This is a genomic window from Bacillus sp. FSL K6-1106 (assembly GCF_038005245.1).
Lineage (GTDB): Bacteria > Bacillota > Bacilli > Bacillales > Bacillaceae > Bacillus > Bacillus altitudinis.
Genome location: NZ_JBBOSV010000001.1, coordinates 737,093 through 749,822 on the forward strand (window position 1 = coordinate 737,093; position 12,730 = coordinate 749,822).

The 12,730-nt window shown below is 40.8% G+C and carries 15 protein-coding genes; 2 read left to right on the forward strand and 13 right to left on the reverse strand.

What is annotated here, in order from left to right:
• Window positions 1–169 precede the first annotated feature (169 nt).
• Window positions 170–421 (reverse strand): YpmP family protein, encoded by a 252-nt coding sequence (locus tag MHI20_RS03720; RefSeq protein WP_008346400.1) that lies wholly within the window; start codon window positions 419–421, stop codon window positions 170–172.
• A 36-nt stretch (window positions 422–457) separates the two neighbouring features.
• Window positions 458–1,726 carry a threonine ammonia-lyase IlvA gene (gene ilvA / locus MHI20_RS03725; protein ID WP_008346398.1) on the reverse strand — a complete coding sequence of 423 codons (1,269 nt, stop codon included), beginning with the start codon at window positions 1,724–1,726 and terminating at the stop codon, window positions 458–460.
• Between the two features lie 180 nt (window positions 1,727–1,906).
• Here ilvA and MHI20_RS03730 point away from each other — a divergent pair, with 180 nt between their 5' ends.
• Both MHI20_RS03730 and trhA read left to right on the forward strand, forming a co-directional pair.
• Window positions 1,907–2,875: a sigma 54-interacting transcriptional regulator gene (locus MHI20_RS03730; protein ID WP_024718555.1), complete on the forward strand. Its 969-nt coding sequence runs from the start codon at window positions 1,907–1,909 to the stop codon at window positions 2,873–2,875.
• Window positions 2,876–2,888: 13 nt separating this feature from the next.
• Window positions 2,889–3,524 (forward strand): PAQR family membrane homeostasis protein TrhA, encoded by a 636-nt coding sequence (trhA, locus tag MHI20_RS03735; RefSeq protein WP_008346394.1) that lies wholly within the window; start codon window positions 2,889–2,891, stop codon window positions 3,522–3,524.
• Between the two features lie 38 nt (window positions 3,525–3,562).
• On the opposite strand, the gene MHI20_RS03740 is transcribed toward trhA, so the two are convergent.
• From MHI20_RS03740 to MHI20_RS03790, 11 genes are all read right to left on the reverse strand, one after another.
• Window positions 3,563–4,186, reverse strand: a complete 624-nt coding sequence (locus tag MHI20_RS03740; RefSeq protein ID WP_024718554.1) for a lysophospholipid acyltransferase family protein — start codon at window positions 4,184–4,186, stop codon at window positions 3,563–3,565.
• A 19-nt stretch (window positions 4,187–4,205) separates the two neighbouring features.
• Complete coding sequence (folA, locus tag MHI20_RS03745; protein ID WP_024718553.1) at window positions 4,206–4,694, reverse strand: type 3 dihydrofolate reductase; 489 nt, start codon at window positions 4,692–4,694, stop codon at window positions 4,206–4,208.
• Window positions 4,691–5,485: a thymidylate synthase gene (locus MHI20_RS03750; RefSeq protein WP_017367468.1), complete on the reverse strand. Its 795-nt coding sequence runs from the start codon at window positions 5,483–5,485 to the stop codon at window positions 4,691–4,693. Before MHI20_RS03750 ends, folA begins: the two co-directional genes overlap by 4 nt.
• Window positions 5,486–5,588: 103 nt before the next feature.
• Window positions 5,589–6,116, reverse strand: coding sequence for a phosphatidylglycerophosphatase A family protein (locus MHI20_RS03755; protein ID WP_008346387.1), 528 nt, complete (start codon window positions 6,114–6,116; stop codon window positions 5,589–5,591).
• An 18-nt stretch (window positions 6,117–6,134) separates the two neighbouring features.
• Window positions 6,135–6,752 (reverse strand): YpjP family protein, encoded by a 618-nt coding sequence (locus MHI20_RS03760; RefSeq protein ID WP_024718552.1) that lies wholly within the window; start codon window positions 6,750–6,752, stop codon window positions 6,135–6,137.
• 266 nt (window positions 6,753–7,018) lie between these two features.
• Entirely contained in the window at window positions 7,019–7,816 is a 798-nt protein-coding gene (locus tag MHI20_RS03765; RefSeq protein ID WP_017367470.1) for a class I SAM-dependent methyltransferase, read from the reverse strand.
• Window positions 7,817–7,881: 65 nt separating this feature from the next.
• Window positions 7,882–8,316, reverse strand: coding sequence for a BrxA/BrxB family bacilliredoxin (locus tag MHI20_RS03770; protein ID WP_008346384.1), 435 nt, complete (start codon window positions 8,314–8,316; stop codon window positions 7,882–7,884).
• An 81-nt stretch (window positions 8,317–8,397) separates the two neighbouring features.
• Window positions 8,398–10,074 carry a dihydroxy-acid dehydratase gene (ilvD, locus tag MHI20_RS03775; RefSeq protein WP_007500822.1) on the reverse strand — a complete coding sequence of 559 codons (1,677 nt, stop codon included), beginning with the start codon at window positions 10,072–10,074 and terminating at the stop codon, window positions 8,398–8,400.
• A 320-nt stretch (window positions 10,075–10,394) separates the two neighbouring features.
• Complete coding sequence (locus MHI20_RS03780) at window positions 10,395–11,534, reverse strand: conserved virulence factor C family protein (RefSeq protein ID WP_017367471.1); 1,140 nt, start codon at window positions 11,532–11,534, stop codon at window positions 10,395–10,397.
• A gap of 30 nt (window positions 11,535–11,564) precedes the next feature.
• On the reverse strand, window positions 11,565–12,188 hold the full coding sequence (locus MHI20_RS03785; RefSeq protein WP_340936798.1) for an HD domain-containing protein: 624 nt from the start codon (window positions 12,186–12,188) through the stop codon (window positions 11,565–11,567).
• Window positions 12,189–12,190: 2 nt separating this feature from the next.
• On the reverse strand, window positions 12,191–12,673 hold the full coding sequence (locus MHI20_RS03790; protein WP_340936800.1) for a glutathione peroxidase: 483 nt from the start codon (window positions 12,671–12,673) through the stop codon (window positions 12,191–12,193).
• Between the last annotated feature and the right edge of the window lie 57 nt (window positions 12,674–12,730).

Genomic DNA, 12,730 nt, shown 5'->3' on the forward strand with positions numbered 1-12,730 from the left:
GTCTTAGTCTTTACATATGATATTACCTTATTTCGTGCATACTTGAAAACAACTGTCAGAACGTTTTTGAAATTGTCACATTTTCTTCTTTTCATGTAAAAAATCCTTGCCAAGATGAGTAGCCGCCATTTGAAAATGGCCGCTCACTCTCTTTGGCAAAGATTCCAATTTACGCATTGTGTTTTAGTGTAGGCTCTTGGTAGATCTGTTCATATGTGCTCCACTTGACGTTACGTTTCACATCCTCCCTGAAAGAGTACACATGCCTCTTTCCTTTAGATACATAGACTTTTTTCAAGAAAGCTTCAAGTCTAAAGGTGAGCATGAAACCATAGGATTCATCTCCCTTTAAAACAGGGACTTCTGTTACCTTGATCTGAGCTCCATCCATCCGTCTAAAACATATTGTTTTGAGCAGCACAAACGATCAATCCTCTTTTCCAATTATCTGTTAAGCCTAAATAAATAGGTGGAATAAATCTTGATCTTTATTCACTTCAACATAGTGGAAGCCTTTTTTATTCATTCGGTCAATCAGCGCTGCATAGTCATCTCTTTCTTTCAATTCGATCCCAACAAGCGCAGGTCCTTTGCTTCGGTTATTCTTTTTCGTATATTCAAAGCGTGAGATATCATCATTTGGCCCTAACACTTCATCTAAAAATTCCCTGAGAGCACCTGCTCTTTGCGGAAAATTAACGATGAAATAATGCTGGAGTCCTTCATAAATCATGGAGCGTTCCTTGATTTCTTGCATTCGGCCAATGTCATTATTGCCTCCGCTAACAATACAAACGACATTTTTCCCTTTAATCTCCTCACGATGTGCATCTAAAGCCGCGATCGGTAACGCACCTGCTGGCTCAGCTACAATTGCGCATTGATTATACAGCTCTAAAATGGTTGTACATACTTTTCCTTCTGGTACAAGACTAATCTTATCGACAACAGACTGAAGCGACGTAAACGTCTTTTCGCCAATCCGCTGAACCGCTGCTCCATCTACAAACTTATCTATTGAATCAAGTGTGACAACCTCCCCTTTCTCGTGGGAAGCATGGAGTGAGGCGGCACCAAGCGGCTCGACTGCAATAATTTCTGTTTCTGGTGCGATATTTTTCATATACGTGCCAACGCCAGATAACAAACCTCCGCCCCCAACACTTGCAAATAAAAAGTGAGGCTCCACTTCGATATCATTTAATATTTCTACAGCAGTTGTTCCTTGTCCTGCCATGACATCTAAATCATCAAATGGATGGATAAATTCCCGCTTTTCCTTATCTCCGCATTTGACTGCTTCATGATACGAATCATCAAAGGTATCTCCGGTTAAGATAATGTCAACATATTCTTTTCCGAAAAGCTCCACTTGAGATACTTTTTGCCTTGGTGTGGTAGCAGGCATAAAGATTTTCCCGTGGATACCTAAATATTTGCAAGAATAGGCAACGCCTTGTGCGTGATTTCCTGCACTGGCACAAACAATGCCGTTTTCTAGTTTTTCTTTTGGCAACTGGCTCATTTTATTAAAAGCGCCTCTTAATTTAAAAGAACGAACAACTTGCAGGTCCTCTCTTTTTAAGTAGACATTACATTCATATCGTTCAGAAAGTCGCTCATTTTTTTGAAGTGGTGTATGAATCACTACATCCTTCAAATTTTGATGGGCTTTTAAGATGTCTTTCACTTGAATTAGCGTGTTTTCTTTGAGCAACGGTTTCATGTACAAGATCCTTTCTCTTTAACCTTATTTAATTTGTCATTATAACATGAATATTCAAAAAATAAACCAATAGATCATGGATCGGAGATAAATTTCATGAACTTTTTCGTTTTTCTATACATTTGTTCTAATTGGGTGTTATAATAAAACCAATTAGAACCAAAAGAAAGGAATCGCTCGATGACCACACATCCGTTTGCTAATATATATGGAGAACACCAAGATATAAAACACGCCATTCATTTGGCAAAACAATTCACGAAAAACGATCAGCCTGTGTTGATCACAGGTGAAATTGGAACAGGCAAATCACGCTTTGCACAAGAAATGGCCCATTCATTTGCTGCGCAGGCTTCGATGAAATATATCTATTGCCCCATTGTAGATGAAGTGACTTTGCAGGAAGCATTTACTCATGCGGCAAATCATGTGCTTTATTTAGACGAAGTCAGCGCACTCAGTATTCCTATGCAGCATCAGGTCATTCGTTTTCTCGAAGATTCTCCTGCAACAAAAATCATTGCTTCTTCGTCTTTATCATTAGAGGCGATGAGCGTTTCGTCCAGTTTTTTACCTGAGCTGTTTTATCGGCTCAATGTGCTTCATATCCCTCTCCCGCCTTTAGAAGATCGAAAAACAGATATTCCTATTTTAACCGCTGCTTTCTTTCAAGAACTGAACATGACGCCTGACATCGACTCAAGTGTGTGGGAAGTCTTACAGCAATATTCGTTTGAAGGGAATGTCCAGGAGCTCAAAAATATCGTTCATTATGCAGCCGCGATTCTCGAAGGGCAAACAGTTTTCTTGCATCACTTGCCACCTTTTGTATTATTACCTCAACAAACAGCTGGTAAAGGAAAAAAAGAAGAACACCAGCTCACGCTTATGGAGAAACAAGAATTTGTTTTCTTACTCGAAGCCATTAAGTCTCTAAATGAAAAAGGAGAAGCAGCCAGCAGACGTATCTTGTCTGAGTTAAGCAAACAAGGCGACATCCCGCTGACCCCTCAGCAAGTCAGGAGTCGATTAGATGATCTTGAGAAAAAAGCCTATGTGACAAAAGGGAAAGGCAGAGCTGGAACGAAGATTACACTTGAAGGTCTCTCATTTCTGAAGTCGCTTGATGGTTATATACCGGTTCAATAAAGGAGGACATCCATTGTTTACTGTAAAAGAAGAAATCGCCAACGCAATTACACATGGCATTGGCGTCATTTTATCCATTCCCGCCATTGTTTTTCTCGTTTTATTCGCTGTTCAATACGGCACTGTCACTGACATTATTAGCTTTTCGATATTTGGCGCGTCGATGCTGCTGCTTTATTTAAGCTCTACTTTGCTTCATAGTATTCGGCACAAAAAAACAAAAGATGTATTTGAAATCCTTGACCACTCTGCGATTTATGTATTGATTGCTGGTACATATACGCCATTTTTGCTTGGCCCATTAAAAGGCGCACTTGGCTATACTCTTCTTGCAATCGTATGGGCGCTTGCTGCAGGGGGTATCGTTTTTAAAATCTTTTTCGTCAAACGGTTTATCATTGTATCCACCCTTGTTTATTTATTAATGGGCTGGATGATTATCATCGCAATTAAACCTCTGTACATTCAATTAACAGGAGCTGGATTCAGCCTCTTACTATTAGGCGGTATTTTGTATTCAGTCGGAACGATCTTTTATATTTGGCGGAAAATTCCCTATCATCATGCGATTTGGCACAGCTTTGTTCTCGGAGGAAGTGCATCCATGTTCTTCTGCATTCTATTTTATTGCGTCAACATCCCAGCATGATCAAAAAACCAGCATCCACATTCGGATGCTGGTTTTTTCTATGCGCGCTTTTGTGCGTAATCACTCATCTTGACCGGTGCTTTGATATGGATATCGACATTAACTGGACGAAGTCTTTTGACGATCTTCCCTGTTAAAAGACGGTCTGTGCCGCTTGTTTCAACCGGAACAAGTGAGCAGTTACATTCTTCAGCAAGCGTTTCTGCCATGACACGATACTGTTCAGAAAGCAACAGACTCTGGCCAGATAGAACTCTTTCTCTTGCTTCTTCTAATAACGCCTCATCAGATTCATTCTGCTTGATCACCGCCATCTTCTTCAACCATTGTTTTAAGATGGGATAGCGAAACAGATGCGGTTTTGCCATAAAAGCAAATGGCTTCTCTAAGTGACCAATCAGCAATGTCGTCGTCACTGGATGATGTGCTTCTGTGACATAAATAACAGGACCATCTGGCAGCTTTTTTTGCTGATGAATGGTCATGACCGACCCTGATTGATCAATACACCCTCTGGCAAACCTTTTTGCATGCTCATGGATGAGATGCATTCGTTTCGTATAGGAAATGCGTGGATCCGTTAATTCATGATCATACAAATGCCTTATACTTTTAAAAAAGGATACAACAACATAAATCGTTAAAAACCAATAACGAAACAACCGTACTCCTCCTACTCACTTATCCTTCTTTTCTGTCATAGACGACAAATTCATAATTGTAGGGGTTCTTTTCGTCACGATGGCCTTTTTCACGTGATACAACCGTCCAATTCTCTTCATCGTAATAAGGGAAGAAACGGTCGCCTTCAAATGAATGATGAATGTGCGTGATATATAGACGATCTGCGTATGGCATCATTTCCTCATACAGCTTAGACCCGCCAATGATCAATAATTCTTCCTCGGTCTTCGCAATGGTTAAAATATCATCGATTGAATGGACCACCTCGCATCCTTCAGCTTGAAAAGAAGAACTTGTGGTCAACACGATATTCCGGCGGTTAGGCAGTGCTCGTCCAATTGATTCAAACGTTTTTCTGCCCATGACAATGGTATGGCCACTTGTGACTTTTTTAAAATACGCTAAATCAGCGGGTAAATGCCAAGGCATTTGATTATCTTTGCCAATGACTCTGTCTTTTCCTGTCGCCACTATCATGGAAATCATACACTGACTTCTCCTTTAATATGCGGATGTGGATCATAGTTCTCGAGCACAAAATCATCAAACGTAAAATCAAAAATACTTTTGACATCTCTAGTGATGCGAAGCTGCGGAAGTGTGCGCTCCTCACGCTCTAACTGCATTTTGACCTGCGGAAGATGATTTTGATAAATATGAGCATCTCCTAGCGTATGAATAAACTCTCCTGGCTCAAGGTTTGTCACTTTGGCAATCATCATCGTTAGAAGTGCATACGAAGCAATATTGAAAGGCACACCTAAAAAGATATCTGCCGAACGTTGATAGAGCTGGCACGATAATTTACCGTTTGATACGTAAAATTGAAACAAGCAATGACAAGGAGGCAGCGCCATCTGATCAATTTCTCCTGGATTCCACGCACTGACAATCAATCTTCTCGAATTAGGATGATTCTCAATATCATGGATCAGCTTGCTGATCTGATCTACTGTCTCTCCGTCTCCACTCGCCCATGATCTCCACTGCGCACCATACACACGCCCTAGCTCTCCATTTTCATCTGCCCATTCATTCCAAATACGGACGCCATTTTCTTGAAGATATTTGACATTTGTATCACCTTTTAAAAACCACAGTAACTCATGAATGATTGATTTCAGGTGTAATTTCTTTGTTGTTAATAAAGGAAACCCTTCCTGTAAATCAAATCTCATTTGGTAACCGAACGTGCTGATAGTGCCTGTTCCTGTTCTGTCACCTTTTTCATCCCCGTGCTGTAATACATGACGGCATAACTCTTTGTATTGTTTCATTTTTTTCATCCTTTATTTATGTTCTTGTTGTAGTTTACCTTATTTCTGCTTTTGTTGAAACCAAAAAAACATGTCTGCAAGATGAGCAGACATGTTTTTCTTTTTATGCTTGATTCACTCGATCCTGCTCTTCGTCCTTAATATCTTGGTGAGAGTGAGCTATGCGACTTGCTGCTGCAGCGGCAAGCGCAGCGACAAGGTCATCAAGGAAGGTGTGTACTTCACCAGGACGACCTTCATCTAATTCTCTAATAATACCAAATTTCTCTTTGTCTAGATAACCGAAGTTGGTCAAACCGATTGATCCATATACATTGACAATGGAAAGCGGAATAATCTCATCAATTCCATATAGCGGTTCATCTGTTTCAACTAAATGCTGCAAAGGTTCTGGCAAAAGCTTTTTTTCTGCCAGCTGATCAAGAGCAAGTCCTGTCAAAACTGCGTGGACAATTTCCCTTTTATTCAGCACTTTTTCAACATTTTCAATGCAGACACTAAGTGGAAGATTTGGGTTGTATTTCTCTTGGAGTTTCAGCACAATGTGTGCAATATCTTCTATTTTCACTCCACGCTCGTTTAACATCTGTTTTGTAATGCGAACCATTTCGTTCATTGTATACTTTTTCAATTGGCATGACATCTCCTTCTAGTGGCTCATCCAGCTCGGCGGGGTGTTTTTATCCCAGTAAATATTACCGAGTTCATGATGCGTCTGGAATCCATCTTCTGCTGTATGGTAGTGAAAGTTAAACCAATATCCGCTGTGAGGCGGCTGATCTCTCCTGACATGAAAACGAAGCAAATCTTCTCCAGTCTTTCTATTATAAATGTGGAAGATTTTTTCCCCATTTCCGCTTGAAGGCTGATCAGTTAAAACAACATCTTGAAATTTTTCGTCATCTTTGAAATTTGTTAAAAAGTCGGTTAACACTTGTTCAATTTTTGGTTGAATCTCTTCTCTATACTCGTCCTCAATGACAGGTGTGATTTTACGACCAAATTTGAGAAAGGATTGGTTTTCTGCACTTGATAGAACCTCTTGCTTATATTGCTCAAAGGGGTCTACCCGCTCTTTGTTGTCTTCTTGCGATAATTCCCAGCTGCGCGTATCATCTGATGTATCATAAACTGCTGTATAAGGTGATTTATCAGATGAAGAAAGTTCAGATGGCTTGTCTGTCATCAAAGCTGATGGAGGAGAGATTAAACCAAAAGTCGCAATCGTAAAGAGTGCAACGAGCGTTTTTCTCATCCACATTTTCATGATATCTAATTCCTTCCATAAGTTATCATACTGCTATTCTAGCATATAATGAATTTTCAGTCATTCAATTTGGTCATTGAGTTGAGACTTTCTTTTTCATGATAAAACGTTTACAATGACAGTAACGACGACTAAAATTTGGGAGGAATGGATATGCTTGAAGGGTTTTTCATCACAGCTTCCTTGCTGACGTTATTTTATTTTGTCTATATGGAGATCACCGATTAAAAGCCCTGAAATAGGGCTTTTTTAATTGTTAAGAGTGATTAAAGTTTTGTTGATTTGTCTTCTTCTATTGAGATATATCCGTAATGGAATTGGGCGGTTTTACGTTTCATCACCTGAAATTGATAGGAATCAGTGGTAAATCGTGTGCTTTTCCAATGATCTTTTAAAACCACTCTTTTTCTAGCCACTCTCATTGCTTCTTTCACAGCGGTTTCATGGTCAAAATGATGCTCAGCTGCATGACGAAGCGGCATCATACTAGCAGACTCTTGTATGGTTTCTTCAAACATTGGGTCAAAATAGACGATATCATAGGATCGATCAGGGAGCTTCTTTAACTGCTCAATACTATCCCCGCTGATGACAGATATCCGTTTCATCGCTTCGTCTGCCTCTTTCACACCCGTTTCCCATGTGCTGAGTCCTTCTCGAACAAGCAATGCCGTCATCGGATTTTTTTCAATACCGGCCACTTTTCCATTGGCTCCTGTAGCGCAGCTTGCGGTAATCGCATCAGATCCTAAGCCAAGCGTACAATCTAAAAAGGAATCGCCCGGCTTTAATTGTGCTGCTTCTATTAATGGATCTTTTTCCCCTCGCAGAACCCGCTTCACCCTAAACATCGCTGAGCTTGGATGGAAAAAGAACTTTTCACCATTTGGCTGATACCATTCAAATCGTTCTTTCCCAACAACGAGTACATCCCCCCGCTTGATCGCAAGCTGTTTGACAGATTGTTTACGCCGCTCGATATACTCACCATGCAAGTCCTTTGCGAGGGCCTTTGCCGTTTCAATTGTTTGTTCATTTGCTCTAAAGCTTGTTGTAATGAGCATGACGTTCCTCCATCATAATCAAGAAAAAATGCCCTGATGGATCACAGGACATTTCAACATTTGTATTAGCAATGTTTTTCAAATGCAGATAAGACGTTCTTCATAATATCTTCCATTTCATGACCTTCAATTTCGTCACGCGGGATAAAGTGAACGAGTTCATTTCCTTTTAAAAGTGCCATAGATGGAGAAGATGGCTCCTCACCTGTGAAGTATTCTCTCATTTTAGCCGTAGCTTCCCGGTCCTGACCAGCAAAGACCGTCACCATTCGATCTGGTGCTTTTTCTGCTTTCATGACAGCTTGAGTAGCAGCAGGGCGTGCTAAACCGGCAGCACATCCGCATACGGAATTGACGACAACAAATGTTGTTCCTTCTGCTTCCTGCATCGTTTTTTCTACTTCTTCTTCAGTTGTCAATTCTTGAAACCCTGCACTTGTCAGTTCTTGGCGCATTGGTACGACGAGCTGACGCATATATTCTTCATATGCCATTGACATAAAAAAGCCCCCTCTATAATCCTTATGTTGTGAATAAAGGATACTATAGAGAGAGCCAATTTTCAAATGTTCAATTTCACATTAAATTTTCATGATTCCGCCTGTATTGGCTGATGTCACAAGTTTTGAGTATCTGGCAAGGTAACCTGTTTTTACTTTTGGCTCAAAGCCTTTCCAGTTTGCTTTTCTTTTTTCCCATTCTTCTTCCGGGACATCTACACTTAAAATGCGTTTTTCGATATCAACAACGACATGATCACCATTTTCAACAAAGGCAAGCGGGCCGCCTTCTGCTGCCTCTGGAGAAACGTGTCCAATAGACAATCCGCGAGAAGCACCGGAGAATCGTCCGTCTGTAATTAAAGCAACCTTTGGACCAAGTCCCATTCCAACAATTTGTGAAGTTGGTGCAAGCATTTCAGGCATGCCTGGACCGCCTTTAGGTCCTTCATAACGAATAATGACAACATGTCCTGCTTCTACTTTTCGATTAATGATTCCTTCAAGTGCTTCCTCTTGGGATTCAAATACGATCGCAGGTCCTTCATGACGCGTAATGCCGTCTTGTACACCGCCTGTTTTAATGATCGCTCCATCTGGCGCAAGGTTTCCAAATAAAACGGCTAAACCGCCCTTTTCAGTAAATGGCTTGTCAATTGGATAAATGACGTTATAATCTTTTACCTCATGCCCTGCGATGTTCTCGCCTAACGTTTTCGCTGTGACGGTCATGGTATCTAAATGAAGAGCCCCCTCTTTTTTGGACAATTCATTTAGTGCAGCGGTCACTCCGCCTGCTTCATGTAAATCTTCAATATAAACATCTGAAGCTGGAGCAAGTTTCGATAAATGAGGCACACGTTCTGCGACTTCATTGATGCGTTCAAGTGAATATTCAACGCCTGCTTCATTTGCAATCGCCAATGTATGAAGAACTGTATTTGTTGAACCACCAAGTGCCATATCTAAAGCAAATGCGTTATCAATCGCTTTTTCGGTGACAATATCACGTGGTTTAATGTCTTTTTTGATCAGCTCCATCAATTGTTTTGCTGACTTCTTCGCAAATTCTCTTCGTTCTGGTGAAGTCGCCAAAATGGTTCCATTTCCAGGAAGAGCAATCCCTAGCGCCTCTGCTAAACAGTTCATTGAGTTTGCTGTAAACATACCAGAGCAAGATCCGCATGTTGGACAGCCAAATTGCTCTAATTCGTTTAATTCCTCTTCATTAATTTTCCCTGATTGGTATGCGCCTACGCCTTCAAAGACAGAAGAAAGAGAAATTTTTCTGCCATCACTTGTTCTACCAGCTTCCATCGGTCCACCACTGACAAATACAGTTGGGATATTCACACGCATGGCAGCCATCATCATACCTGGCGTGATTTTATCACAGTTAGGAATACAAACCATGCCATCAAACCAGTGTGCCGACACCACCGTCTCTACTGAATCAGCAATGATTTCACGGCTTGGCAATGAATATCTCATCCCAATATGCCCCATCGCAATACCATCATCTACCCCAATTGTATTGAATTCAAATGGAACACCGCCAGCTTCACGAATGGCTTCTTTCACAATTTTTCCGAATTCCTGAAGATGGACATGCCCTGGGACAATATCAATATAGGAATTACATACGGCAATAAACGGTTTGCCAAAATCCTCATCTTTTACCCCAGCTGCTCTTAGTAAGCTTCGGTGAGGTGCTCTGTCAATTCCTTGTTTAATCATATTACTGCGAAGTTCTGCCATCTGTTTAAAAAGCCTCCTATACTACTAGTCTTGTTGACTGTATGATTTTGAGTTCATTTTATTTTACAAATTTTCTGTTTATTTAGCCACCTATAATAGATAGTGACTGATTTCTCTGCTGAAGCAAGTGCTCAGCAAGGATTGTGTCATAAAATCTGACCTCCAATATTCTATATTGGTACTACTATATAGAGTTTTTTCTCATATTTCAACATATTTCAACAATATTCAAAATAATTTTTCTAAAAAAATTTTTCTGCCAATAAAAAAGCCATTTTCAGAAAACAAGCTGCCTTTTATTGGCAGCCTGCTCGTTTTTCTTATGATTCTGATGCATTTTTTCTACTTTCTGTCATTTGCTTCCACACAGAGCCTTTTGCTTCTTCTCCGTGCTCAATTCGTTCGATGGCCATTTTCACTTGAAGACTGACTTCAAATTCAGGGTCCTGCTCCGCTTCTTTTAAAGCTTCAAGTGCTGTTTCGTCACCTTCTTCATAAAGGAACATGGCCGCACGCCAGCGGACAAGCTTACTTGGGTCCTTTAAGGCTTGGATCATCGCTTCAATCGCACTAGGATCACCAAGATCCGAAATACAATCTCCTGCAGTTCTTCTAACTGTCACTGTTTTATCTTCAAGCCCTTTATACAAAATAGGCAAAATGGCTGGATCTTCAATCATGCCAGCATTCACTACAGCTTGTCTGCGAATCGATGTTTTTGGATCCTCCATCGCTTTCATTAAAACAGGTATATCCTTTTTCTCTGGCTGCATTTGCTCTAAATGAGCAAAACGTTTCTTCCAATCTTCATCGCGCAGCATCTCTTCTGTCACATCATATGCTTTTCGGTTCACTTGTTTATCTACAGCCTCTTGACCTTCCTTCACTGCCTCTGTTAAACGGGATAAACGCTCGTCGTCATATGCAGCTTGCAGCTCTTCTGTGACTTCTTGACCGATATCAGCAAATTCTCCAAAACGTACGCCATGTTCTTTCCACACACGTTCAAATACAACATTATCTGAACTGCTTCTTAGCTTTAAAATCGCTGCCTGGAAACGTTCAGGCATTCCAAATCGTTCTTCTCTTTCACCGTCTGTCAGCTTCACCTGCATCGGAATCCCATTAAACATTTGAACAAACACTTTGACTTCTCCAAATGTGTCATCACCTGACTGCGATTCTCCCTGAAGACCTTCTGTTTCTTGTCCAAAGGCTTCTCTGACTTGCTGTAAAATACCTTGCCAGTCAAATTTCGCATTGCGCTCAACCGCTAAGAAATCGGCTACATGGTAAACACCTTTTACACCTTCAATGGTTAAAATGCGCTTGATCATCTCTGGCGCTTCGTCTTTTTGATCTTTTTTGTAGTTATTGCTTTTACCGCCTGCAAGCGCTTCTGTCAAAATGACTTTCATTGTATTCGGGCTTGGCGTTGGTTCTATGGCAGTTATTTTCATCTATACATCCTCCTTACACACATAAAGACCCTACTCATCTGTAAGGCCGCATTCTTCTTTCCATGTCTTAATAAATAGACACATAAACTCATGTCGATCATGAGCCAGCTGCTTTCCAGCACGTGTGTTCATCAAGTCTTTTAATTGAAGCAGCTTTTCTTGCATATGCAAAAGTACTGTGCCTTGGTGAGCACCCTCTGTATAGTGAGGCTCCCCTTTTGCACCGGCATATGTAAACACCCTTGCAATCCCAGTTGCACCTATCGCATCCAGTCGATCTGCATCTTGAACAATGGCCCCTTCTAATGTCACTGGCTTATGCTTCATATGCCGGTGACGAAAAGACATTGTTGTAATGATATCCATGATATAGCGAATATCTCGCGTGTCCACTTCCCACAAAAGGAGCTGCTGCTTGAGATCATGCGGTGAAAGCTTCCATTCACTAGACAGCTTGTCATCAATTACATCATGGACAATCGCTGCCATTTCAATGACAAAAAGCGACCCGCCCTCCTGTTGTGCAATATGGACGGCAAGCTGGCGAACACGATTGATATGAGCTTCATCGTGTCCAGTCGGTTCATTCTTTAGCTGTTTTGAAACAAAGGAGGCAGCTGCCTCCAATTGTTCTTGCTGCTTACTCGAATACATGCTTATTTCTCCAAAAGAGCGATAATGGAGCTTTCTAATTCTTTTGGTGATGTTTTAGGAGAGAATCGTTCAGTCACTTCTCCGTTTTGGTCAACGATAAATTTTGTAAAATTCCATTTCACCGTTTTTGTACCAAGCACACCTTTCGCATGACTCGTTAAGTATTTGAAAAGCGGATGCGCATTGTCACCATTGACATCTACTTTTGCAAACATCGGGAAGGTCACACCATAGTTTAACGAACAGAATTCTTGAATTGCTTCTTCCCCTTCTGGCTCTTGATTCATAAATTGATTGCACGGAAATCCTAAAATTTCAAGGCCCTTTTCATGATATTGATCGTATAACTCTTGTAATTGTTTAAATTGAGGGGTCAGTCCACATTTGCTCGCTGTGTTCACGATGATCAGTACTTTCCCTTTGTAATCTGCCATTGATTTTTCCTGACCGTTAATGGTCTTGACCTGAATATCATAAATTGACATCTCATAGCCTCCTAGGATTCACTTTTTCCTATCGTAACATGCTTCTTTTAGAAAATC